Origin of the sequence: Pseudomonas sp. HLG18, from assembly GCF_051903985.1 — a bacterium.
Classification (GTDB): Bacteria; Pseudomonadota; Gammaproteobacteria; order Pseudomonadales; family Pseudomonadaceae; genus Aquipseudomonas; species Aquipseudomonas fluorescens_BT.
The window spans coordinates 272,767-294,488 of the sequence record NZ_CP195831.1 but is presented as its reverse complement, the minus strand read 5'-3'; the positions used below and the strand labels follow the sequence as shown (position 1 = coordinate 294,488).

At 60.7% G+C, this 21,722-nt stretch carries 24 protein-coding genes; 8 read left to right on the top strand and 16 right to left on the bottom strand.

Translation table 11 applies throughout. From position 1 onward, the window contains the following. Positions 1–29 precede the first annotated feature (29 nt). Genes ACSPX5_RS01440 through ACSPX5_RS01430 form a run of 3 tightly spaced genes read left to right on the top strand, consistent with a single transcriptional unit; the run spans position 30 to position 2,443 of the window. Entirely contained in the window at positions 30–1,220 is a 1,191-nt protein-coding gene (locus tag ACSPX5_RS01440; protein WP_439820813.1) for an NAD(P)/FAD-dependent oxidoreductase, read from the top strand. A 26-nt stretch (positions 1,221–1,246) separates the two neighbouring features. Then, entirely contained in the window at positions 1,247–1,603 is a 357-nt protein-coding gene (locus tag ACSPX5_RS01435; protein ID WP_243433378.1) for a DUF1641 domain-containing protein, read from the top strand. Positions 1,604–1,624: 21 nt separating this feature from the next. Next, entirely contained in the window at positions 1,625–2,443 is an 819-nt protein-coding gene (locus ACSPX5_RS01430; RefSeq protein ID WP_439820812.1) for a methyltransferase domain-containing protein, read from the top strand. A gap of 51 nt (positions 2,444–2,494) precedes the next feature. Here the strand turns inward: ACSPX5_RS01430 and pcaC are convergent, their stop codons facing one another. The 11 genes from pcaC to pcaR form a co-directional block, all read right to left on the bottom strand. Continuing rightward, a complete protein-coding gene (pcaC, locus tag ACSPX5_RS01425) occupies positions 2,495–2,887 on the bottom strand; it encodes a 4-carboxymuconolactone decarboxylase (RefSeq protein ID WP_011332825.1) in 393 nt (130 codons plus the stop codon). Between the two features lie 10 nt (positions 2,888–2,897). Further along, entirely contained in the window at positions 2,898–3,689 is a 792-nt protein-coding gene (gene pcaD, locus ACSPX5_RS01420; RefSeq protein WP_439820811.1) for a 3-oxoadipate enol-lactonase, read from the bottom strand. Between the two features lie 12 nt (positions 3,690–3,701). Then, positions 3,702–5,066, bottom strand: a complete 1,365-nt coding sequence (locus tag ACSPX5_RS01415) for a 3-carboxy-cis,cis-muconate cycloisomerase (RefSeq protein WP_439820810.1) — start codon at positions 5,064–5,066, stop codon at positions 3,702–3,704. 45 nt (positions 5,067–5,111) lie between these two features. Further along, positions 5,112–6,407 carry an MFS family transporter gene (locus ACSPX5_RS01410; protein WP_169429182.1) on the bottom strand — a complete coding sequence of 432 codons (1,296 nt, stop codon included), beginning with the start codon at positions 6,405–6,407 and terminating at the stop codon, positions 5,112–5,114. Positions 6,408–6,600: 193 nt separating this feature from the next. Then, the gene (gene pcaG / locus ACSPX5_RS01405) at positions 6,601–7,167 is read right to left on the bottom strand and encodes a protocatechuate 3,4-dioxygenase subunit alpha (protein WP_169429181.1); all 567 of its coding nucleotides are present in this window, start codon (positions 7,165–7,167) and stop codon (positions 6,601–6,603) included. 1 nt (position 7,168) lies between these two features. Beyond that, a complete protein-coding gene (pcaH, locus tag ACSPX5_RS01400; protein WP_207866646.1) occupies positions 7,169–7,873 on the bottom strand; it encodes a protocatechuate 3,4-dioxygenase subunit beta in 705 nt (234 codons plus the stop codon). A gap of 36 nt (positions 7,874–7,909) precedes the next feature. Then, the gene (gene pcaF / locus ACSPX5_RS01395) at positions 7,910–9,115 is read right to left on the bottom strand and encodes a 3-oxoadipyl-CoA thiolase (protein WP_323159874.1); all 1,206 of its coding nucleotides are present in this window, start codon (positions 9,113–9,115) and stop codon (positions 7,910–7,912) included. Next, positions 9,112–9,891 carry a CoA-transferase subunit beta gene (locus ACSPX5_RS01390; RefSeq protein ID WP_169429178.1) on the bottom strand — a complete coding sequence of 260 codons (780 nt, stop codon included), beginning with the start codon at positions 9,889–9,891 and terminating at the stop codon, positions 9,112–9,114. Before ACSPX5_RS01390 ends, pcaF begins: the two co-directional genes overlap by 4 nt. Continuing rightward, on the bottom strand, positions 9,891–10,748 hold the full coding sequence (locus ACSPX5_RS01385; protein WP_003222404.1) for a CoA transferase subunit A: 858 nt from the start codon (positions 10,746–10,748) through the stop codon (positions 9,891–9,893). Before ACSPX5_RS01385 ends, ACSPX5_RS01390 begins: the two co-directional genes overlap by 1 nt. Positions 10,749–11,035: 287 nt before the next feature. Then, positions 11,036–12,382, bottom strand: coding sequence for an MFS transporter (locus tag ACSPX5_RS01380; protein ID WP_207866648.1), 1,347 nt, complete (start codon positions 12,380–12,382; stop codon positions 11,036–11,038). A 294-nt stretch (positions 12,383–12,676) separates the two neighbouring features. After that, positions 12,677–13,519 carry a pca regulon transcriptional regulator PcaR gene (gene pcaR / locus ACSPX5_RS01375; protein WP_207866649.1) on the bottom strand — a complete coding sequence of 281 codons (843 nt, stop codon included), beginning with the start codon at positions 13,517–13,519 and terminating at the stop codon, positions 12,677–12,679. A gap of 642 nt (positions 13,520–14,161) precedes the next feature. Here pcaR and ACSPX5_RS01370 point away from each other — a divergent pair. Together ACSPX5_RS01370 and ACSPX5_RS01365 are read left to right on the top strand one after the other, a co-directional pair. After that, complete coding sequence (locus ACSPX5_RS01370; protein ID WP_007957826.1) at positions 14,162–14,362, top strand: hypothetical protein; 201 nt, start codon at positions 14,162–14,164, stop codon at positions 14,360–14,362. A 375-nt stretch (positions 14,363–14,737) separates the two neighbouring features. Then, positions 14,738–16,213, top strand: coding sequence for an inorganic phosphate transporter (locus tag ACSPX5_RS01365; RefSeq protein ID WP_085712967.1), 1,476 nt, complete (start codon positions 14,738–14,740; stop codon positions 16,211–16,213). Positions 16,214–16,631: 418 nt separating this feature from the next. Here ACSPX5_RS01365 and ACSPX5_RS01360 read toward each other — a convergent pair whose 3' ends face one another. The 4 genes from ACSPX5_RS01360 to ACSPX5_RS01345 form a co-directional block, all read right to left on the bottom strand. Beyond that, positions 16,632–17,441, bottom strand: coding sequence for an IS3 family transposase (locus ACSPX5_RS01360; RefSeq protein ID WP_439820809.1), 810 nt, complete (start codon positions 17,439–17,441; stop codon positions 16,632–16,634). 49 nt (positions 17,442–17,490) lie between these two features. Continuing rightward, the gene (locus ACSPX5_RS01355) at positions 17,491–17,784 is read right to left on the bottom strand and encodes a transposase (protein WP_169428789.1); all 294 of its coding nucleotides are present in this window, start codon (positions 17,782–17,784) and stop codon (positions 17,491–17,493) included. A gap of 252 nt (positions 17,785–18,036) precedes the next feature. Beyond that, positions 18,037–18,153, bottom strand: coding sequence for a cytochrome c oxidase subunit CcoM (gene ccoM / locus ACSPX5_RS01350; protein ID WP_007959205.1), 117 nt, complete (start codon positions 18,151–18,153; stop codon positions 18,037–18,039). A 146-nt stretch (positions 18,154–18,299) separates the two neighbouring features. Next, positions 18,300–18,461 carry a hypothetical protein gene (locus ACSPX5_RS01345; RefSeq protein ID WP_167443762.1) on the bottom strand — a complete coding sequence of 54 codons (162 nt, stop codon included), beginning with the start codon at positions 18,459–18,461 and terminating at the stop codon, positions 18,300–18,302. 185 nt (positions 18,462–18,646) lie between these two features. Between ACSPX5_RS01345 and ACSPX5_RS01340 the strand changes: the two genes are divergently transcribed. From ACSPX5_RS01340 to ACSPX5_RS01330, 3 genes are all read left to right on the top strand, one after another. Then, positions 18,647–19,513 carry a LysR substrate-binding domain-containing protein gene (locus ACSPX5_RS01340; RefSeq protein ID WP_439820808.1) on the top strand — a complete coding sequence of 289 codons (867 nt, stop codon included), beginning with the start codon at positions 18,647–18,649 and terminating at the stop codon, positions 19,511–19,513. Positions 19,514–19,601: 88 nt separating this feature from the next. Continuing rightward, positions 19,602–20,072: a RidA family protein gene (locus ACSPX5_RS01335; RefSeq protein ID WP_439820807.1), complete on the top strand. Its 471-nt coding sequence runs from the start codon at positions 19,602–19,604 to the stop codon at positions 20,070–20,072. Further along, positions 20,069–21,280, top strand: coding sequence for an aminotransferase class V-fold PLP-dependent enzyme (locus tag ACSPX5_RS01330; protein WP_439820806.1), 1,212 nt, complete (start codon positions 20,069–20,071; stop codon positions 21,278–21,280). Before ACSPX5_RS01335 ends, ACSPX5_RS01330 begins: the two co-directional genes overlap by 4 nt. Here the strand turns inward: ACSPX5_RS01330 and ACSPX5_RS01325 are convergent. Next, positions 21,250–21,591: an aspartate-semialdehyde dehydrogenase gene (locus ACSPX5_RS01325; RefSeq protein WP_096819497.1), complete on the bottom strand. Its 342-nt coding sequence runs from the start codon at positions 21,589–21,591 to the stop codon at positions 21,250–21,252. The genes ACSPX5_RS01330 and ACSPX5_RS01325 overlap by 31 nt on opposite strands. Positions 21,592–21,722: the final 131 nt, after the last annotated feature.

Genomic DNA, 21,722 nt, shown 5'->3' with positions numbered 1-21,722 from the left:
GAAGCACACCTTGACCACGGAGGTCAGGTATGAAAAAGCGAATAGTTATCGTCGGTGGCGGCGTAGGCGGAACCATGCTGGCCAATCAACTGGTCGGCAAGCTGTATCCCGAAATCCTGCGTGGCGAAGTTTCGATCACCCTGCTGTCGGACTCCCCCGATCATTACTACAAAGCCGCGTTCATGTACGTGGCGTTCAACCTGTTCTTCAAGGAAGAACTCAAACGTCCGGAACGCGAGTTGTTGCGCCCTGAAATCGACTTTCAGGTCGAACAGGTCACGCGGTTCGACTTCAACAACCAACGCCTCAAGACCCGTAGCGGCCAATGTCTGGGCTACGACTATCTGGTCATCGCCACCGGTTGTGTGCCCGCTCCGGAACGCATCGAGGGTTTGAAAGAGGCCGGCGACCATTTCTATCAATACGAACCGGCGCGCCAACTGGCGCAACGTCTGAGCACGATTGAAAAAGGTCGGATTTTCATTACCGTGTCTTTTCCGCAGACTCCCAATGTGCCGCACCAATGCGGTATTGCTCCGGTAGAAACGACACTCATGCTGCATGATTTTCTGTGCCGTCGTGGTGTTCGCAAGAACGTGGAGATCATCTACACCTACCCGACTACCGCCCAGCTGTTGCGCAACTGTCTGTTCCTGCAACGCCCGACCGGAGAGATCCTGCCGGGCATTTTCGACAAAGCGGGCATCCAGTATCGGCGCGGTTTCACTCTGAGCCAGGTCGATCCCGACGCAAAAATCGCCTACTCCCATGAAGGCGCGGACGAACCGTTCGACATCCTGATGGCAACCCCGCCGATCCGCGCCGTGGATGCCGTGCTGGAATCCGGAATTTCCCAGGCGCCCAACAACGAAGGCTGGTTGCCGACCAACCACGAAACCCTGCAGGTCTATGGCCTGGACGGGGTCTATGTGATCGGCGACACCGTTGACCTGCCAGTGAGCAAGGCCGGAGGCGCCTGCCATAACCAGGCGCCGGTGATCGCCAACAACATCGCCGCCGAAATCCGTCTGGGGCACCCCATCAGTGCCTATGACGGCCGCGTTCAGGCCGTTGCGCAAATGGGCCTGAATGCCGGAATGCCGCTTTGGTACGACTACAGCCGTGACGTACTGCCGACGCCACCGACCAAACTCGGAGGGCTGCTGCGCAATGGCTTTAATCGCGGTCTGTACTGGATGGTGGCCCGTGGAATGCTTTGACCCTGCACAGGGAGGAGTGATTGCTGATGAAAGAGTCTGAAGCCCTGTCGGCCACACCCGGCTACACCGCCCTGATGGCCAGACTGCAACCGTTGATCGACGCTGGACGGCTGGAAAACATTGTCGACCTGCTGTCCCTGCTGTCGGATCTGGTCGACCTGCTGGATGAAGCCATGGTGGAGAAACTGTCCTTGCTGATCGAACAGGCGGCAGCCTGCAGTTGGGAGGCGGCCAATGCTCTGCGTCTGGCCAAGGCTGAAGTCGCCGCGCAACACCAGCCACCAAGCGTTTTTGCCCTGCTCAAACTGTTGAACGACGGCGATACACGCAAAGGCGTGGCCGTTGTCCTGAAAGCGCTCAACGTCATCGGAAGACAACTTTAACTCGCCAGAGAGGATCACCTCATGAGCGTAAAACTCGAAACGCCGGTCAAGACCTGCACCGACTGGGACGCCCGGGCGTACCAGCAGTTTTCCCGTCTCAGGCAACAACCGGTCGACGAATTGCTCGGCCGTGTCGAGCTGGAAAATCCCCAACGCATTTATGACCTGGGCTGCGGCACCGGGATTGCCACAAAGATTCTGGCGGATCGCTGGCCCGAGGCAGAGATCAAGGGCATCGACAGTTCGAAAGACATGCTTCAGGTCGCCCGCTGCCTGCCGATCAAGGCGCGCTGGCAACACGCTGACCTGCAACACTGGAAACCCCGCAAGCCGGCCGACCTGTTGTTCGCCGCGGCCGTGTTGCACTTCATCGATGACCATCGAACGCTGTTGCCGGGATTGCTTCGCCACCTCAACACTGGCGGTTGTCTGGCTGCACACATGCCCGACTGGCGCGATGCGCTGTGGTATCGGCTGATGCTCGAAACCCTAGACGATGCCGGCCCCTGCGGTCGACCGATTGGCACCGCGCAATTGCGCCAGCGCATGTCGGCACGGACGTTGTTGTCACTGGAGGATTACTACCGTTTGCTCGCGCCGCTGACCCACTCGCTGGATATTTGGGAAACCGAACAGTTGCAGGTCGTGCGCGGAAGTTCGCCGATTTATGACTGGGTGAAGGTGTCGGCGCTGCGGCCGGTGATGCAGGGACTGACGTCAGAAGAACAGGCGCGCTTCATTTATCACTACCTGATGCGCGTGCATGCCCATTATCCGCAGGAGGATGACGGGCATACGCTGTTTGCGTTCAAGCGGATTTTCATTGTTGCCAAGGTGTGAAGTCCAAAGGATCGCAGCCTTCCACAGGCTGCGATTCTTCGAACTCGACGATTACTCGCGTGATTCGGTACCCAGCTCATCCCACACCGACTCGGCCAGATGAAAGGTCGCATTCGCCGCCGGAATCCCGCAGTAGATCGCGCTCTGCATGATCACTTCCTTGATCTCGCCGCGACTTACGCCATTGTTTGCCGCCGCCCGCAGATGCAACTTGAGTTCGCCTTCGCGGTTCATGCCGATCAGCATGGCGATGGTGATCAGGCTGCGGGTATGGCGCGGCAGGCCCGGCCGGGTCCAGATGTCGCCCCAGGCGTGACGGGTGATCATCTCCTGGAATTCCGAGTTGAACTCGGTCAGCGTGGTCAGGCTGCGATCGACGTGAGCATCGCCGAGCACTGCGCGGCGCACCTGCATGCCGTCGTCGTAACGTTGTTTCTCGTCCACGGAAATCCCCTCAATCGGCCAGCAGGAATGTCAGCACACGGTCGCTGAACGCGTCGCCGGCCTGAACGTTGGAAAGATGCGCCGCATGGAACTCGGCGTACTCGGCGCCGCGCACGTGCTCCTGAATGAAATGCCCGCCGGACGGCGGCGTCACCGCATCTTCCGTACCGGCAATCACCAGCAGCGGTGCCTTGATCGACGACAACTGCTCACGGAAATCCGCATCGCGCACCGCCGCGCAGTTGGCGGCGTAACCTTCAGGATTGGTCGCAGCCAGCATGTCGGTGATCTGCTTGGCCGCTGCCGGATTGGCGGCGGAAAAATCCGGAGTAAACCATCGGGCAATCGATGCATCGCGCAAGGCGACCATCGCCGCCGGGCCGTCACGCAGCACGGTTTCGATGCGCGGATTCCACACCGACGGATCGCCGATCTTTGCAGCGGTGTTGCACACGATCAGTTTGTTCAGACGCTGGCCGGCATTGATCCCCAGCCACTGGCCGATCAACCCGCCCATCGACAGACCGCAGAAATGCGCACGTTCGATGTGCAGCGCATCCAGCAGCGCCAGCACGTCGCGACCCAGTTGCTCGATGCTGTAAGGGCCCGGCGTCACCAGCGACTGGCCGTGCCCGCGCGTGTCGAAACGCAGCACCCGAAAATGTTCGGTGAAGGCCGGCATCTGCGCGTCCCACATGTGCAGGTCGGTGCCCAACGAGTTGGACAGCACCAGCACCGGCGCATCGACCGGGCCTTCCAATGAGTAATGCAGTTCGCCATCGGCGAGTTGAACGAAAGCCACAGCCCTCTCCTTTCAGTCAGACAATGCGTTATGTTCGGCCACCGCACGCTCGACCCAGACCTGCGCCTGACCGAGGTAACGGGCGGGATCGAGCAGATGATCCAGTTCGGATGCGCTCAGTTCGGCGGTCACCTGCGGTTCGTCACCGAGTACCGCACGCAGGTGGCGTTGTTCGGCCACCGCTCGTTTGCAGCATTGTTCGAGCAGATGATGCGCGGTGTCGCGGCCGACTCGTTGCGCGAGCACGATGCTCACCGCTTCGGCCAGCACCAGACCTTGGGTCAATTCGAGGTTGCGGGCCATGCGCGCGACATCGACCTCCAGACCGTCGGCCAGCAACCGAGCCTGTTGCAGCGCACCTGACACCAGGCAGCAGATCTCCGGCAGGGTTTCCCATTCGGCGTGCCACAAGCCGAGGCTGCGTTCGTGCTCCTGGGGCATGGCGCTGAACAGCGTCGAGACCAGCCCCGGCACACGGGTCGCCGCACCGATCAGCACCGCCGCGCCCACCGGATTGCGTTTGTGCGGCATGGTCGAGGAACCGCCCTTGCCCGGCGCCGAAGGCTCGAATACTTCCGCCGCTTCGGTCTGCATCAACAGGCTGATGTCGCGGCCGAACTTGCCGAGGCTGCCGGCAATCAGACCCAGCACCGCGCCAAACTCGACGATGCGATCACGCTGGGTGTGCCAGGGTTGTTCCGGCAGGGTCAGTTGCAGCTCTTCGGCCAGTGCACGGGCAATCGGCAACGCCTGTTCGCCCAGCGCCGCCAAGGTGCCGGACGCGCCGCCGAATTGCAGCACCAGCAGCCGCGGCTTGAGTTCGCGCAGACGCTGACGGCTGCGGGTCACGGCGCCGAGCCAACCGGCAATCTTCATCCCAAGGGTGACGGGCGTCGCGTGTTGCAGCCAGGTGCGCCCGGCCAGCGGCGTGGCGGCGTGGCGCTGCGCCTGAATGGCGAGGGAATCGGCCAGTTGCGCCAGCTCCCCTTCAATCAGTTCCAGCGCCTGGCGCAATTGCAGCACCAACCCGGAATCCATCACGTCCTGACTGGTAGCGCCCAGATGCACGTAGCGCTCGGCTTCGGCATCGGTCGCGGCAATCTGTTTGCCCAACGCCTTCACCAGTGGAATCGCCGAATTGCCGGCCGTGGCAATCGCCTCGCCCAGCGCTGCGAAATCAAACAGCCCGGCGTGGCAGGCGTTTTCGATCGACGCGACAGCACTCGCCGGAATCAATCCGACCCGCGCTTCGGCCCGGGCCAGCGCCGCTTCGAAGTCGAGCATCGCCTGCACCCGGCCCTGATCGCAGAACACGTCGCGCATATCGCGGGCAGTGAAGTAGGCATCGAACAATTGATTGCCCGGTCGCTGAGTCATAAACAGTCCTTGCCGGCGCGGGCCATCACGGCCCGCGCCCTTCGGTTAGAGATCGTGATGCAAATAGGCGGCCTGTTTCGGCAGGCGCAGGCTGAACAGGAACGCCACTGCCATCATCACCGTGACGTACCAGTAAAAGGCGTTTTCCATGCCCCCGGCCTTGAGGCTCAGGGCCACGTATTCGGCCGAACCGCCGAAGATCGCATTGGCCACCGCGTAAGCCAGGCCGACGCCGAGGGCGCGGACTTCCGGCGGGAACATTTCGGCTTTCACCAGGCCGCTGATCGAGGTGTAGAAACTGACGATCGCCAGTGCCACGGTGATCAGCACGAAGGCCAGGACCGGGCTGCTGACACTTTTCAGACTCAACAGGATCGGCACAGTGAACAACGTGCCAAGCGCACCGAACCAGAGCATCGAGTTACGCCGGCCTATCTTGTCGGCGAGCATGCCGAACAGTGGCTGCATGCACATATAAAGGAAGAGCGCGCCCGTCATGATGTAGCTGGCGGTCTTGGCGTGCATGCCGGCGGTGTTCACCAGGTATTTCTGCATGTAGGTGGTGAAGGTGTAGAAAATCAGCGAGCCACCGGCGGTGTAACCGAGCACGGTGATGAACGCAGCCTTGTGATCGCGAAACAGTGCACGGATGCTGCCGGCGTCTTTGTTCTCGCGCATTTCCTTGCTGGCGGTTTCTTTCAGCGAACGGCGCAGGAACAGGGAAATCAGCGCTGCTGCCGCACCGACCACGAACGGGATTCGCCAGCCGTAGGCACGCAATTCTTCTTCGGAGAGGAACTGTTGCAGGATCACCACCAGCAACACCGCCAGCAGTTGCCCGCCGATCAGCGTCACGTACTGGAACGAGGCGAAGAACCCGCGCTGCCCCTTGAGCGCGACTTCGCTCATGTAGGTCGCGGTGGTGCCGTATTCGCCGCCTACCGACAAGCCTTGCAGCAGACGCGCGAACAACAGCAGCAACGGCGCCCAGACGCCGATGCTGTTGTAGGTCGGCAGACAGGCGATGAGCAACGAGCCGAAGCACATCATCAATACCGAAATCATCATCGACGTCTTGCGGCCCTTCTTGTCCGCCAGACGCCCGAAAATCCAGCCGCCGATCGGGCGCATCAGGAACCCGGCAGCGAATACCCCGGCGGTGTTGACCAGTTGCACCGTAGGATTGTCGGAGGGGAAAAACGCCGGGGCGAAATAGATCGCGCAAAAGGCGTAGACATAAAAGTCGAACCATTCGACCAGGTTGCCGGACGACGCGCCGACAATGGCGAAGATTCGCTTGCTGCGCTCTTCGCCGGTGTAGTGGGAGGTGATAGTTGTCATTGTTTTTCACTCGATAGGGACAGTGAGAGTCTAGACATACTTTGCAACAGTCCCGTTCCGCAGATACTCAAGCGCTGCAAATCCCTGTGGGAGCGGGCTTGCCCGCGAAAGCGGTGGGTCAGCCAACATCAATGGCGACTGACAGGCCCTCTTCGCGAGCAAGCCCGCTCCCACAAGGGATGTGTGGTGATCTTCAGTAATCGAAGAACACGGTTTCCGCATCAGTGCCCTGCAGGATCACATTCCACTGATAAACACCCGCCGCATCCGGCTTGGCCAACAACGTGGTGCGGCGCTCGGCCGGTACGCATTCGAGCAACGGATCATTCACGTTTGCCGGATCGCCCTCGAAATAAATCCGCGTCAGCAAGTGTTTCACCAGACCGCGCGCAAACACCAGCACCACCAGATGTGGCGCCTGGGTCGTGCCTTTCAGGCCTTCGACCGTGCCCGGTTTGATCGTGGTGAAACGGAAGCGCCCTTCGGCATCCACCGGCACCCGGCCGAAACCTTCGAAATTCGGGTCCAGCGGCTTGGCCTGCTCGTCTTCCGGGTGGTCATATTTGCCGGCGGCGTTGGCCTGCCAGACTTCGAGCATGGCGTCGTTGACGACATCGCCGTTGCCGTCCACCACTTGCCCGGTGATCGCCACGCGCTGGCCGAGGGTCAGTTCGTTGGCGAGGTTTTCACGGTTCAGCCAGGTCAGGCCGATGTGGTAATACGGCCCGACGGTGTGGGACGTGGTCGCAGTCAGGGTCATCTCATTTCTCCATCGGCGTGGCTTCGCGGCCGCGCAGCACGATGTCCCAGCGATAAGCGAGGGCGTAGGACGGAATGGTTTTTTCCAGATCGAAAGCGGCGATCAGGCGTTCCTTGGCCGAGGTGTCCGGCACGCAGTTGTAGATCGGGTCGTAGGCCAGCAGCGGGTCGCCCGGGAAATACATCTGCGTGACCAGGCGCGTCAGGATGCTCGGCCCGAACAGCGAGAAATGCACGTGCGCCGGGCGCCAGGCGTTGTGGTGGTTGCCCCACGGATAGGCGCCGGGCTTGATGGTCTGGAACTGATACCAGCCGTCGGCGTCGGTCACGGTGCGGCCGGTGCCGGTGAAATTCGGGTCCAGCGGCGCGTCGTGCAGGTCACGGGCATGGTTGTAGCGACCGGCGGCGTTGGCCTGCCAGATCTCCACCAGAATCCCCGGCACCGGCAGACCGTTTTCGTCGAGCACACGCCCATGAATGATGATCCGCTCGCCAAGGGGCTCACCCTGATGCTGGGCGGTCAGATCGTTATCGGTATCGGCCACACGCTCGGCACCGATGGTCGGCCCGGTGATTTCCGACAGCGAATGCGGCAGAAACACCAACGGCTTGGACGGCGAGCGCAGATTGGTGGATTGATAATTGGGGTGCAGGTACGGCGGCTGGGTGCCTTCCTGCGGGCGGCGGTAACCAGGCTTGTCAGTCATTTCGCTTTCCTCTGTTCTTTTTCGTCACGGCTTGCGTCAGACGCGTTCGATGGCCAGGGCCAGACCCTGGCCGACACCGACGCACATGGTCGCCAGACCTTTCTTGCCACCGGTCTTTTCCAGCTGATGCAGGGCGGTCAGCACCAGACGCGCGCCACTCATGCCCAGCGGATGACCAAGGGCGATCGCGCCGCCGTTCGGGTTGACCTGGGCCGCGTCGTCCGCCAGCCCCAGTTCGCGCAGCACCGCCAGACCCTGGCTGGCAAACGCTTCGTTGAGCTCGATCACGTCGAAATCGCTGACCGCCACGCCGAGGCGTTCGGTGAGTTTGCGCACCGCCGGCACCGGGCCGATGCCCATCACCCGTGGCGCAACCCCGGCACTGGCCATTCCGAGCACTTTGGCGCGAGCCGTCAGGCCGTGTTTTTTCACCGCTTCGGCCGAGGCCAGAATCAGCGCGGCAGCACCGTCGTTCACGCCCGAAGCGTTGCCGGCGGTGACGGTCTTGTCCGGGCCGTTGACCGGTTTCAGTCGGGTCAGGGCTTCAAGCGTGGTGTCGGCGCGGGGATGTTCGTCCTGGCTGATCACGGTTTCGCCCTTCTTGTGGGCGATCCGCACTTCGACGATTTCTTCGGCGAAGTAGCCGGCAGCCTGGGCAGCGGCAGTACGTTGCTGACTGCGCAGGGCGAAAGCGTCCTGATCCTCGCGAGAAACTTCGTAGTCGTCGGCGACGTTGTCGGCGGTCTGCGGCATCGCGTCGACGCCGTACTGGGCCTTCATCAACGGGTTGATGAAACGCCAGCCGATGGTGGTGTCTTCCAGCTTCATGTTGCGCGAGAACGCCGCATCAGCCTTGCCCATTACGAACGGTGCGCGGGACATCGACTCGACGCCGCCGGCAATCGCCAGCTCCATTTCACCGCTGGCGATGGCGCGGAACGCGGTGCCGATGGCATCCATGCCCGACGCGCAAAGCCGATTGAGAGTGACGCCGGGCACGCTGTCCGGCAGACCGGCCAGCAACAGCGCCATGCGCGCCACGTTGCGGTTGTCTTCGCCGGCCTGGTTGGCGCAGCCGAGGAACACTTCGTCGATGGCGCTCCAGTCCACCGAAGGATTGCGCTCCATCAGGGCCTTGATCGGCACGGCGGCCAGGTCGTCGGCGCGAACCGCTGCCAGACCGCCACCGAAACGGCCGATGGGGGTACGAATCGCATCGCAGATATAAACGTCGCGCATCATGCTTCTCCCGGTGCCTGGCCGTGGGCCGCTGCGGTGCGGGCTTCGAGATCGCGCAGGGCGGTCAGCTCGACCTCGGTCGGTTCAGCGGTAGTTGCAACGCTGTCGGCAAAACGGATCGCCCAACCGGTGGCGGCGACCACTTGCTCGCGGGTCACGCCCGGGTGCAGCGCGGTGACCACGAACTCATTAGTGCCCTCTTCCGGCTCCATGGTGCACAGGTCAGTAATGATGCCGACAGGACCTGCGCCCGGCAGGCCCAGACGTTTGCGCGAATCGCCGCCCTCGCCATGGCCGACCGAGGTAATGAAATCGAGCTTGTCGACAAACGAGCGCGCCGACTGTTTAAGGATGATCAGCACGCTTTTCGCGGAACCGGCGATCTCCGGCGCGCCACCGGCACCCGGCAGACGGACTTTCGGTTGATGGTAATCGCCGACCACGGTGGTATTGATGTTGCCGAAGCGGTCGACCTGCGCCGCGCCGAGGAAACCGACGTCGATGCGTCCGCCCTGCAGCCAGTAGCGAAAAATCTCACCGGTTGGCACGACGGTGTCAGCGGTTTCCGCCAGTTCGCCGTCACCGATGGACAGTGGCAACACGCTTGGCTTGGCGCCGATAGGGCCCGACTCGTAAATCAGCACCACGTCCGGCGACGAGGTCAGGCGCGCCAGGTTGGCGGCTTTCGACGGCAGGCCGATGCCGACGAAGCACACCGAGCCGTTCTTCAGGCGACGGGCCGCGGCGACGGTCATCATTTCATTGGTGGTGTAAGTCATTACTTGGCCTCCGAAGCAGCGGCCAACTTGGCCTGGAACTCGCTGAAGTCAGCGCAGCCATGGATGTATTCGTTGATCCACGCGGTAAACGTCTCACGGTCGCGAGCGATCGGGTCCCACGCCTGATAGAAGCGGTTGTCACGCTCGGTGTAACCGTGGGCGTAGGACGGATGCGCGCCACCGGGCACATGGCAGACCGCACTCAAGGCCCAGGTCGGCAGCACGCAAGCGTTCATCGGGGCGTTGAGGTTGTCGACGATCTCTTCGACGGTGACGATGCAGCGCTTGGCGGCCAGTGCAGCTTCTTTCTGCACGCCGAGGATGCCCCACAGCAGCACGTTGCCCTGACGGTCGGCTTTCTGGGCGTGGATCACGGTCACGTCCGGGCGCACCGACGGCACCGCCGCCAGTACTTCGCCGGTGAACGGACACGTTACGGATTTGATCAGCGGGTTGACCTTCGGTAGGTCGGAACCGGCGTAGGCTCGCAGCACCGCGAACGGCAGGCCGGAGGCGCCGGCAACGTAGGCGTTGGCCAGGTCGGCGTGGCTGTGTTCTTCGATTTCCAGGGCATGCGGCCATTGCTTCTCGACTGCGTCGCGCAGACGGTGCAGCGAACCCACACCCGGGTTGCCGCCCCAGGAAAAGATCAGCTTGCGTGCACAGCCGGCGCCGATCAATTGGTCGTAGATCAGGTCAGGGGTCATCCGCACCAGCGTCAGATCTTTCTTGCCCTGACGAATGATTTCATGACCCGCTGCCGTAGGGATCAGGTGAGTGAAACCTTCGAGCGCGACGGTGTCGCCGTCGTTGACGAATTGCTTCACCGCGTCGTGCAGCGAAAGGATCTCAGCCATGGAGCGGGCTCCCGTTTTTGTAGTGAATCGCCAGTGATAAAAAGGCGCGAGGTTGTGCGCCGGAGTCACTGAAGATTAAGCCGCTGAAAATCACCAAACAATCCGATAATCGACTGAGTGTTCGATTATCGAACAGATTGTTACCTACCTATCAATCAACATCAAAAACTTCTTCGGAACGCCTTCGCGAACAAGGTCGCTCCCACATTTTGAAATGCATTCCAATGTGGGAGCGGGTTTGCCCGCGAAGGCGCCGGAACATTCAGCGCGGATCAAAATGACTCAACTCAAGTCGCATCCGCATGACTGACCAGGCCCTTGATCACCACCGCCGCCGTGGCCAGGCCCGCCGGAATCACCAGCGCCGTCAGCACTTGCTCGAAATTCCAGCCCAGGCCCAGCAGGGTCGCGCCCATCCACGCCCCGAGAATCGCACCGAAGCGGCCAATCCCGAGCATCCACGACACACCGGTGGCCCGCCCCTGAGTCGGATAAAACCGCGCCGCCAGCGACGGCATCGCCGATTGCGCACCGTTGACACACATGCCCGCCACCAGCACCAGCGTCGCCAGCAACGTGATGTTGCCCAGGCTCTGCCCGACCGCGTAGGCAAACACCCCGGCCAGCAGGTAGAAAATGCCGATGACCTTGTGCGGATTGAACCGGTCCATCGCCCAACCCACGCCGACCGCACTCAGCACCCCGCCGAACTGGAACAACGCGCCGATAAACGCCGCCTGCTCCATGCTCGCGCCGCTGTCGCGCATCAGGGTCGGCAGCCAGCTGGTCAGCAGGTAAACGATGACAAGGCCCATGAAATAGGTCAGCCACAACAGCAACGTACCGACGCTGTAGGTTCCGGAGAAAATCACCGCGAACACGTTGCGTGCCTTGACGGTTTTCTGTTCCGGCACGCTGAAACTCGCTGCCTGGGCGACGGTGACCGGGTCGATCGGCGCAAGGGTTTTGCGGACTTTGTCCGTGCCACGATTACGCACCACCAGATAACGCGCCGATTCCGGCAGCCAGACCAGCAACACCACGGCGAGGATCAGCGGCAAAATCCCGCCGATCAGCAACAGGCTGTGCCAGCCGAATGCCGGAATCAGCTTGGCCGAGATGAATCCACCGCCGGCCATGCCCAGGTTGAAGCCGCAGAACATGCTGGTCACCAGCAGCGACTTTTTACGCTCGGGGGTGTATTCCGACAGCAGCGTGGTGGCGTTCGGCATGCCGGCGCCCAGCCCCAGACCGGTCAGGAAACGCAGCACCAGCAGTTGCTCAACGTTGGTGGCATAGGCCGACGCCAGGCTGAAGGCTCCGAACAGAAATACCGCGCCGACCAGTACGACTTTTCGCCCGAAGCGGTCAGCCAGCGGACCGGAACCCAGCGCACCGAAAACCATGCCGATCAGCGCGGCGCTCATCACCGGACCGAGGCTGGCGCGGTCGATGCCCCAGTCCTGGGACAGGGCCGGCGCGATAAATCCCATGGCTGCCGTGTCGAGGCCATCGAGAAAGACAATCAGGAAACACAGAATCACCACCCGCCACTGATAGCGCGAGATCGGTTGGGCATTGATGAAGGACTGCACGTCGAGGCAGTGACCTACAGCGGACTGAGGCTGGTTCATTATTTTTATTCCACGCAAAAAACGCAGTCGAACGGCGACCGGCCAAAGACAGGCACGGACACAAGCATATAAGGAGGGAATCAGGCGTTGCGCTAAAACCGGCAACAGGAACAGGAGCGGCGACAGTCGGGGAACGTGCGCATGGGAAGTTGCCTCTTGTCATTATTATGGGAGTCGACGATCCGGCGGGCTCATTCACAACAGCGCCGGATGACGCTGCCGCGACATTAATGATCCGGGGGTTTTAGCGTCAATTCGATAAACGCAACTCTGTGCGTTTATCGAACAGCTTCATCAGGTGAACAACTGCGCACTGAGGTCACGGCTGGCACTCAACAAGCCCGGCAGAAAGCGCTGTTCCAGCTCGGTACGGCTGACGCGGCCGGCGTGAGTGCTGACGTTGAGCGCCGCCACCACCTGGCCGGAGGCGTCGTACACCGGCACCGCAATCGAACGCAGGCCTTGTTCGAGTTCCTGATCGACGATGCACCAGCCTTGCTGCCTCACTTCCTGCAGACACTTGAGCAAGGACTCGGGGGTGTGCAGCGTACGGCTGGTCTTGGCCACCAGTTCGGCATGGTCGAGGTATTCGCGCAGCGACGTGTCGTCCAGTGCCGCCAGCAGGATCCGGCCCATGGACGTGCAGTACGCCGGCAAACGTCCGCCCACTGACAGATCCACCGAAATCAGGCGCTGGGTGGTGGCCGAACGGGCGATGTAAAGAATGTCGTCACCCTCCAGCGTAGCCATGTTGCAGGCCTCGTGCAGTTGTTCGCTCATGCGGTCGAGGTACGGCTGTGCGGAGACTGCAAGCGGCGTCGAAGAGAGATAGGCATGACCGAGGGTCAGCACTTTGGGCAGCAACGAATAAGTACGACCGTCGGTGGTGGCGTAACCGAGTTTGATCAGGGTATGCAGGCAACGGCGCACGGCGGCGCGAGGGATTTCCGTACGGTGGCTGATCTGGGCGATGGTCAGATGACGCTTGCGTTCCTGAAAGGCCTGCACCACCGCCAGCCCACGGGCCAGGGAGGTCATGAAATCCGGATCGCCGGTCATGGCCTCGATACGTTTGGCCGCAGAGGCAACGATCGGTGGCGCCACCGATGTAAAGGAATTGCGCATTTGATCGTTCATGTCAGGTCCTTTTCCTGTACGGATCGACGGCTATACAAGCGGCTCGCGAGTAAATGCACAAGCAGAAGATTGCCAACATTGGGCGATTATCGAACCATCGACCGATAATCGCAAACCCTCGTTTGGCTCAGAACGGAAGCGGCTTGACGCAGTTTTCAACTCGCTATCTTTCATGCGCCTGCCCTCTTAGTTGTTCGGCTAAATGGCGCCAGAAACACAACACCCGGCAACCACGATGCAACTACCGGTAAAAGTTGCGAGTCACAAAACAATCACACATCCGGAACCGTTTTTAACTTGGCAAAGATAGTCAATCCCGATTCGGCCGCTATAATGCATCTCAGTGGCGCCGTACTTTTATTTGCCGTCGACGCCATTTGCCGAAGCAATGTCCATTGCCTTCGGCCCCGGCCAGCGCCTGATGACCATCACCCATGCACCGCCAGCGCGCTCGCTGAAACAGGAAACTGATGCTGCGTCAGTTTTAATCTGGTGCCGTAGCCGCCTGTAACATGGAAGTCTTGATCCTCCTGCCGATTACACTGCCGCCAGCCTTGGCAGCAGCCAGTTGGCGAACCGGTTCAATCGATTCGTTGCAGTGCGTTTCACCAGACATTTATCTCAACTCATACAGGTAGCACTGTGACGAAAGACGAACTGCGCGCGGAACTTGAGCGCCAGGAACAACGTTACAAGGAAGTTTACGGCGGGGAAGTCACCACCTACGCCGCCCAGCCCGAACCGGAACGCAAAGCCTGGCGTAAACGCCCTACCGTTCAGGATCAGGTCTTCCAGCAAGAACTGAAAAAAATGGAAGAGGAACTCAAAGCCGAAGAGCCTTGACGCCGTCCTTTGCATCTTTCGAGGGTAAACGTACTCACCGGGTTACAAGCACGGTGGGCTGACGATGCCTTGCGCGCCCGCTACCCGCGGGCAGCGGCCAACTCCCCTGTATTGCACAGGTTTGGAGCATGTCAGGCACGTTTCTCAGATATTTCATACAAGCTTCTGCACCCTCCCGCACACCGGCCAAGAAGCCGGTGCTTCGCATTTTTATCAATTGAATCAATACCTTGTAAAACCCCGCGAAAAGCTCGGGTAATGCGCCCTGATACAAATTAATTCGTTGAAGAATGTTACCGATGAGCAGGTAGGGGATCGATTTCCAGTCTTTTCTGGCATAATCGCGCCCCCTTATGACCGGGTCAGAAAACCTTCATGATCGATTTATTCAGCGGACTGGATGCCTGGGTGCTTGTGAGCCTCCTGCTCGCCCTGACATTTGTCCTCGCCTTCGAGTTCATCAATGGATTTCATGACACCGCTAACGCGGTAGCCACTGTTATCTACACCAAAGCGATGCCGCCTCACCTGGCGGTGTTCTTCTCGGGCGTGTTCAACTTCCTCGGCGTATTGCTGGGTGGCGTCGGCGTGGCTTACGCCATTGTCCACCTGCTGCCGGTAGAACTGTTGATCAACGTGAACACCGGCCATGGTCTGGCAATGGTGTTCTCGCTGCTCGCCGCCGCCATCGCCTGGAACCTGGGCACGTGGTACTTCGGTATCCCGGCCTCCAGCTCCCACACCCTGATCGGTTCGATCCTCGGTGTCGGCCTGGCCAATGCCCTGATCAACGACATTCCGCTGGGTGATGGCGTGAACTGGCAGAAAGCGATCGATATCGGTGCTTCGCTGGTGTTCTCGCCAATGGCTGGCTTCCTGGTGGCCGCACTGGTGCTGATCGGCCTGAAATGGTGGCGTCCGCTGTCGAAAATGCACAAGACTCCGGAACAGCGCCGCAAGATCGACGACAAGAAGCATCCACCTTTCTGGAATCGCCTGGTCCTGGTGATGTCCGCCATGGCCATGAGCTTCGTACACGGCTCCAACGATGGTCAGAAAGGCATCGGCCTGATCATGCTGGTCCTGATCGGTATCGTGCCTGCGCAGTTCGTGCTCGACCTGAACAGCACCACCTATCAGATCGAACGTACTCGCGATGCGACCCTGCACCTGAGCCAGTTCTACCAGCGCAACGCCGCCACCCTCGGCGAATTCCTGGCCCTGGGCAAAAGTGTCGAAGGCGACCTGCCGGAAAAATTCCGCTGCAATCCGCAGCAGACCGAACCGACCATTTCCGCCCTGCTCCACACGCTCAAAGGTGTATCGGATTACCACTCGCTGCCGGCGGAGAGCCGCATCGAAGTGCGCCGCTACCTGCTCTGCCTGGACGATACCGCGAAGAAAGTCGCCAAACTCCCGGGCCTTGAGGCTCGTGAAAAGGCTGACCTGGACAAGCTGCGCAAAGACCTGACCACCACGACCGAATACGCCCCGTTCTGGGTGATTCTGGCGGTTGCCCTGGCCCTGGGTCTGGGCACCATGATCGGCTGGAAACGCGTGGTCCTGACCATCGGCGAGAAAATCGGCAAGCAAGGCATGACCTATGCCCAGGGCATGTCGGCGCAGATCACCGCAGCGAGCATGATCGGCCTGGCCAACATCTTCAGCCTGCCGGTGTCCACCACCCACGTTCTGTCCTCGGGCGTGGCCGGCACCATGGTCGCCAACAAAAGCGGCCTGCAAGGCGGCACGGTGAAAACCATCCTGCTGGCCTGGGTCCTGACCCTGCCTGCCACCGTGGCCCTGTCGGCCGGCCTGTTCTGGCTGGCGTCGAAGGCACTGGGTAGCTGATAGACCGCTGTAAAGAAAAAGGCGTGATTCGAAAGGATCACGCCTTTTTTGTTGCCTTCAGAAATGGAGCGCGGAGCGTCCAGGGCTGCATTCCCACGCAGAGCGTGGGAACGATCAAAGCAAAAGCAGTCCGCTTTCCTCTCCTCACCACTCAACACGATGAGCGTTAGCTCGAGTACCGCTCTTGACGTGCCGGCCCCATCGGAAGGCTGAGTGGAGGGATTGATCCGGGGTGGGAGCGCAGCGACCGTGCGGCGAAGCCGCATGCATCGAGAGGAGGTGCAGCGAAGCAAACCGTAGGCGATGCCCCCTGATGGACGCCGTAGCGAGGGAACGCCGAGCCTAAGCGAAGTGCCGTACGCCGGGGCGTAGACTTTTTGGTGGACCTGCCCCATCACAACGGACGCCAAGAAGCTGGCTATTTAGCCGCCTGCCTTAAGACCCTGGCGTATTCGTTCGGAGAACGGTACCCCAAGGCAGAGTGCAGTCGGCTGCTGTTATAAAACCCATGGATGTAGTTAGCGATTGATAGTTGAGCCAGCCTCTTGCTGGGATAGACGCCATACGCCTCCTCCCTTTTCAGAGTAGCGAAAAAGCTCTCAGCCACTGCGTTATCCCAACAATTTCCCTTTCGACTCATGCTTTGCGTGAAGTCTTTCTTGGCCAAGGCCAGTCGGAATTTGCTACTCGCATACTGACGCCCTTGGTCGGAATGAAAAACCACACCACTAGAGCCGGAACAGGCGCTCCAGGCATTCAGGAAGGCATTCTCGACCAAATCGTCGGGCATCCGATCCGACAGGCTATAGCCCAATATTTGGCGCGTCTGGATGCTCAAAACCACTGCGAGATACAACCAACCTTCTTTGGTTGAGATATAGGTGATATCACTGACCCAAGTCGGTGTGGGGTTATCGATGGAAAACTGACGAGCGAGCAAATTTCTCGCAACAGGCAAGTAGTGGTGACTGTCGGTGGTACGGGGCTTGAAACCGCCTTTGGATCTACCGCGTATGCGTTCTTCGTGCATCAGCCGGCTCACTCGCTTGTGGCCCACTGTATGCGCTTTTCGCCGTAAGGCCTCGACCAGCCGTGGTCGGCCATATGTATTTCGGCTGGCCATATAAACCTTACGCAAATCAACGCGAATCTGCGCATCCCGATCTGGACGCTCCTCGCGATGCTGGTAGTCGTAAAACCTGAAATCGAAACATCCATCACCCGACACAGCATGCGCACCGGGAAGTGAGCCCGTTCAGCAGCGACGAAGGCGTATCTCACCTGGACTCTCTGGCAAAGAATACCGCCGCCTTTTTTAGGATTTCGCGCTCCATCTTGAGTTCGGCCACCTCCGCTCGCAAACGCGCAAGCTCGCTGTCTTCTTTGGTGATGGCTTTGCGTTCTGGAGAACTCAACGGTAATCCCTTGCGCGCAGCATCAACCCAGTTATCGAGCGTTTTCACGGACATCTCGAGCTGACGTGCGGCTTCGGTTCTACCAACGCTTTCCGCGAGTGCGATAGCTTGAGCCTTGAACTCATCGGTGTAGTTACGGCGAGTGCTTGGGTACATGGCAACCTCCAAGATAGCGATTTAAGTATCGCTTCTTGGCGTCCGTTGTCACGGGACAGGTCCATGCTTACTTTTTGGCGTTTGAAAAAGTGAGCCGCCGTAAGGGCGGAACCGCCAGCGGCAGCACCCGAAGCAACGGATATTCACCCAAAACAACCCAAAGCATGGTCGGCCCAAAGGCCGCCAAGACACAAAAAAAAGGGCAACCGAAGTTGCCCAAAATGCCTTGCGTGCTCATCAAACCCGGAAGAATCAAGGCTTCTTGCGCTTGTTCGCATCCTTCCAGATAAAAAATCCAAACCCTGCAAAAAACAGAACCATGAGCCCCACCGTCAGAACCCCGGCAAACACCACGTTATCGAAAAACATGACTGACCTCCTGGCCCCTGCTTTGCTGCGATGGAACCAAGTTAACCAATCGGGCAGGCGCAGAAATTGACCGGGATCAATGCCGGTCAAGGTGCGGAGGAAAGAAAGGGAAATAACTGACCTGCATCAACGGATGCAGAGGGAGATCAGCGCTTTTTCGGTTTGTTTTTCGACTTTTTCTTCGGTTTTCCCAACGGCATGGCCTGTTCGAATGCCTTGCGCACTTCATTCAGGCGTTTTTCGTTGAGGTCGTGAACCCGCTTGGCGCGTTCGGTGCTGAGGTCGATCAGTTTGTCGTCTTGGCTCATGGCGTTCGGTGCATCGCTTGGACTGAATCACAACTGCCGGAACACCGACAGGACTGCGCCAATAATGCGGCCTGGCGCAGGCGCTGACCAGCCACTGACCTGAACGCTCTACAACAATTCATGTACCGCCCACCGGATTTGCCCGCACAATCGGCGCCTCGCCCTGAACCCGAAGGATCTGCGCCGTGCCCCTGCATCAGGATCTGCCACCGCTGATGGCCTTGCGCGCCTTTGAGGCCGTGGCCCGCCATTTGAGCTTCATCAAGGCTGCCGATGAGCTGTCGGTGACCCAAAGCGCGATCAGCCATCAGGTGCACAAACTTGAAGAATTCCTCGATCAGCGACTGTTCGTGCGCCGCACCCGGGCGATCGATCTGACGCCGGCCGGCGAACATTACTACCGGCAGATCGAACCTGCCCTCGCCGCGATTGCCGCCGCCACCCACGAACTGCGCGGCGAGCGCCCCACCACCCTGCGCATCGGTCTGCTCGCCTCCTTCGCCACCCTGTGGCTGGCACCGCGTCTGGCGGATTTCAACGCGAAATACCCGAACATCCATGTCGAGCTGCTGCCCGCCGTGCAACTGGCCGATGTCGACGCTGGCGAGGTGGATCTGGCGATCCGCTACGGCAAGGGTGGTTGGGCGAAAGTCGAGGCCCGGCGGTTCATGGGCGAAACCCTGACGCCAGTGTGCAGCCCGGCCTTCAAGGCCAAGGGCGTGAACAACGGGCCGTTGCTGATGGCCAAGTCGCACCAGCCGTTCGAATGGATGGACTGGCAGCAACACAGCGGCATCGATCTGGCTCATGTGCCCAGCGTCATGCTCCACGACTACAACATCGTCGTCGAAGCGGCCGTTGCCGGCCAGGGCATTGCCATGGGCCGTGAACGAATGATCGAACGGCGTTTCAAGGAAGGCGCCTTGGTGCCGGCCTTCGACACGCCGCCAATGGTCGGCGAGATCGGTTATTGGCTGGTCACCCCGCAACGCCCGCTCACGTCGGCAGCGCAATGTTTCTGCCAATGGCTGGAGGACACCGCGAACGCATGAGTTTTTTGGATGCGTCGGATTAAATCTATCCGTTTGTCGCCCTTCGCTCGCGCCAACATGCTGAAGCCCTCACTCAGGAGGACTTCCCATGACCAATTCCCTCAGCCAACGTGTGCAACAACTCGGTCTGCGCCTGCCCGAACCGAGCCAGCCGATCGCCAACTACGTCAACCATGTGGTCAGTCAAAATCAGCTGTTCATCTCCGGGCAGATTCCATTGCTCGACGGCAAACCTGCCTTCATTGGGCGACTGGGCGAAGCGATCTCCGACGAAGAAGGAGTTAAAGCCGCTGAACTGGCTGCCCTGGGACTGCTCGCCCAGTTGAGCCATGCACTGGGCGATGACCTGTCGAAACTGGTGCGCATCCTGCGCCTCGGGGTGTTCGTGGCCGCCACACCGGACTTCAAGGCTCAGGGCGTCGTCGCCAACGGCGCCTCGAACCTGCTGGTCAACGCCCTCGGCGACAAGGGCCGGCACGTGCGCACCGCGGTCGGCGTGTCGAGCCTGCCGGCCGGCGTTGCGGTGGAAATCGACGCGATCTTCGAGCTCAAGCCGTGAACATCGACGACATCCTGCGTCTGCGCACCGCCACACCTGGCTGCGCTCAGTTGATCCACTTCAACCACGCCGGCGCTTCCTTGCCGAGCCAGGCCACCCTCGCCGCGGTGATCGAACAGTTGCAACGCGAAGCGCTCGGCGGGCCGATGGAGATGGCCGACATTCAAGTGCAGGAACGCGCACGAGCAGCCGCAGCCACCCTGCTCAACGCCCAGCCCGAGGACATCGCCTTTGCCAGCAGCGGTTCAGCCGCCTGGAGCCAGGCGTTCAACGCGTTGGGACCGTGGCAGCCCGGCGAACGGATTCTGGTGGGACGCCATGAATGGGCCGGCAACCTGGCCTGCATGGCCGAAGCGGTGAAGGCCGGCGCGCGGCTCGAAGTGATTCCTTGTGACGCCCACGGTGCGGTCGACCCGCAAGCCCTGGCGCAGATGATCGACGGCCAGGTGCGGCTGATCGCCCTGACCTGGCTACCGGCCAACGGCGGTCTGATCAACCCCGCCGCGCAGATCGGCAGCGTGGCGCGGCGTCACGGCATCCCTTATTTCATTGACGCCGGTCAGGCGCTGGGGCAGTTGCCCTGCGATGTCCAGGTCTTGCAGTGCGACGTGCTGAAGGGTGCCGGGCGCAAGTTCCTGCGCGGGCCGCGCGGCACGGCGCTGATGTACATCCGGCCGCAATTCCTGCAACGGTTGCTCCCCGTGCAACGCGATGTATTGTCGGCGCCATGGGATGGCAAGCGCTTTACCCTGCGCGACGACGCCCGTCGCTTTGAAACCAGTGAAGTGTCGCTGGCGCTGCTGGCCGGGATGGCCAATGCGCTGGAAGAGTACAACCGCCTCGGCGCGATCCCCGTCCGCCAGCGCATCGAACAACTGAGCAGTGGATTGCGCCAACGCCTGAGGGCGATTCCCGGCCTGACGCTGCGGGATCTCGGAGCGGCCAATCAACAATCCGGGCTGATCGCCTTCACGCTTGAAGGCTGGGACAGTGTGGCGCTGAAGCAGACGTTGGCCGAGCGGCGAATCAACATCGGCGCCAATGGCGTGGCCTACACGCCGCTGGACATGCAGGCGCGTGGGCTGGTGAACATTGCGCGGGTGTCGGTGAGCTATCTGAATACCGAAGAAGAAATCGAAGTATTGCTGACGAATCTGGCTGAGTTGGCCGCCCAGCCTCAGATCTCGATGTCGACCCACAGGCCCTGACGCGGCTGGTCTTCCATCAGCGGCACCACCGGTACGGTATTGTCGGCATTGAGTTCGGTGCCAGGAACGGCGAGGTGCGCTTCGGGGTCGTCGTCGGCTTCACGGCGGCGACGATCACGCTCCTGCTGGCGGCGCTGCTCTTCGCGCAGCAGATAACCGTCCTCTTCCGGATCGCGCTTTTGCAGGTCGATGGTGCTTTCGTTGGAGCTTTCCTGCACCGGTACCACCGGGGGAATGTCCGGCCGCTGGCGGATCGGGTCCTGTTGGGATGTGATCGGCACGGCGCTCAGGGGGAGCATCGGTGGCAACATATGAAGGGTCTCCTGTCAGCAGGCTATCGGCTGCGGCATCGGGGCCTTGAGCCATCGGTCGAAAACTTGTGACCGGGTTGGCACTCATTCGTGCCGCCAGCGCTCGTGAAACCGACACATGACCTAATCTT

What these genes read in the sequence shown, in the direction of transcription:
- ACSPX5_RS01440 (WP_439820813.1), top strand. Translation starts at nt 30, where the DNA reads ATGAAAAAGCGAATAGTTATCGTCGGTGGCGGCGTAGGCGGAACCATG.
- ACSPX5_RS01435 (WP_243433378.1), top strand. Translation starts at nt 1,247, where the DNA reads ATGAAAGAGTCTGAAGCCCTGTCGGCCACACCCGGCTACACCGCCCTG.
- ACSPX5_RS01430 (WP_439820812.1), top strand. Translation starts at nt 1,625, where the DNA reads ATGAGCGTAAAACTCGAAACGCCGGTCAAGACCTGCACCGACTGGGAC.
- ACSPX5_RS01415 (WP_439820810.1), bottom strand. Translation starts at nt 5,066, where the DNA reads ATGACTCAGCGACCGGGCAATCAATTGTTCGATGCCTACTTCACTGCC.
- ACSPX5_RS01410 (WP_169429182.1), bottom strand. Translation starts at nt 6,407, where the DNA reads ATGACAACTATCACCTCCCACTACACCGGCGAAGAGCGCAGCAAGCGA.
- pcaG (WP_169429181.1), bottom strand. Translation starts at nt 7,167, where the DNA reads ATGACCCTGACTGCGACCACGTCCCACACCGTCGGGCCGTATTACCAC.
- pcaH (WP_207866646.1), bottom strand. Translation starts at nt 7,873, where the DNA reads ATGACTGACAAGCCTGGTTACCGCCGCCCGCAGGAAGGCACCCAGCCG.
- pcaF (WP_323159874.1), bottom strand. Translation starts at nt 9,115, where the DNA reads ATGATGCGCGACGTTTATATCTGCGATGCGATTCGTACCCCCATCGGC.
- ACSPX5_RS01390 (WP_169429178.1), bottom strand. Translation starts at nt 9,891, where the DNA reads ATGACTTACACCACCAATGAAATGATGACCGTCGCCGCGGCCCGTCGC.
- ACSPX5_RS01385 (WP_003222404.1), bottom strand. Translation starts at nt 10,748, where the DNA reads ATGGCTGAGATCCTTTCGCTGCACGACGCGGTGAAGCAATTCGTCAAC.
- ACSPX5_RS01380 (WP_207866648.1), bottom strand. Translation starts at nt 12,382, where the DNA reads ATGAACCAGCCTCAGTCCGCTGTAGGTCACTGCCTCGACGTGCAGTCC.
- pcaR (WP_207866649.1), bottom strand. Translation starts at nt 13,519, where the DNA reads ATGAACGATCAAATGCGCAATTCCTTTACATCGGTGGCGCCACCGATC.
- ACSPX5_RS01365 (WP_085712967.1), top strand. Translation starts at nt 14,738, where the DNA reads ATGATCGATTTATTCAGCGGACTGGATGCCTGGGTGCTTGTGAGCCTC.
- ACSPX5_RS01355 (WP_169428789.1), bottom strand. Translation starts at nt 17,784, where the DNA reads ATGTACCCAAGCACTCGCCGTAACTACACCGATGAGTTCAAGGCTCAA.
- ccoM (WP_007959205.1), bottom strand. Translation starts at nt 18,153, where the DNA reads ATGTTTTTCGATAACGTGGTGTTTGCCGGGGTTCTGACGGTGGGGCTC.
- ACSPX5_RS01345 (WP_167443762.1), bottom strand. Translation starts at nt 18,461, where the DNA reads ATGAGCCAAGACGACAAACTGATCGACCTCAGCACCGAACGCGCCAAG.
- ACSPX5_RS01335 (WP_439820807.1), top strand. Translation starts at nt 19,602, where the DNA reads ATGACCAATTCCCTCAGCCAACGTGTGCAACAACTCGGTCTGCGCCTG.
- ACSPX5_RS01325 (WP_096819497.1), bottom strand. Translation starts at nt 21,591, where the DNA reads ATGTTGCCACCGATGCTCCCCCTGAGCGCCGTGCCGATCACATCCCAA.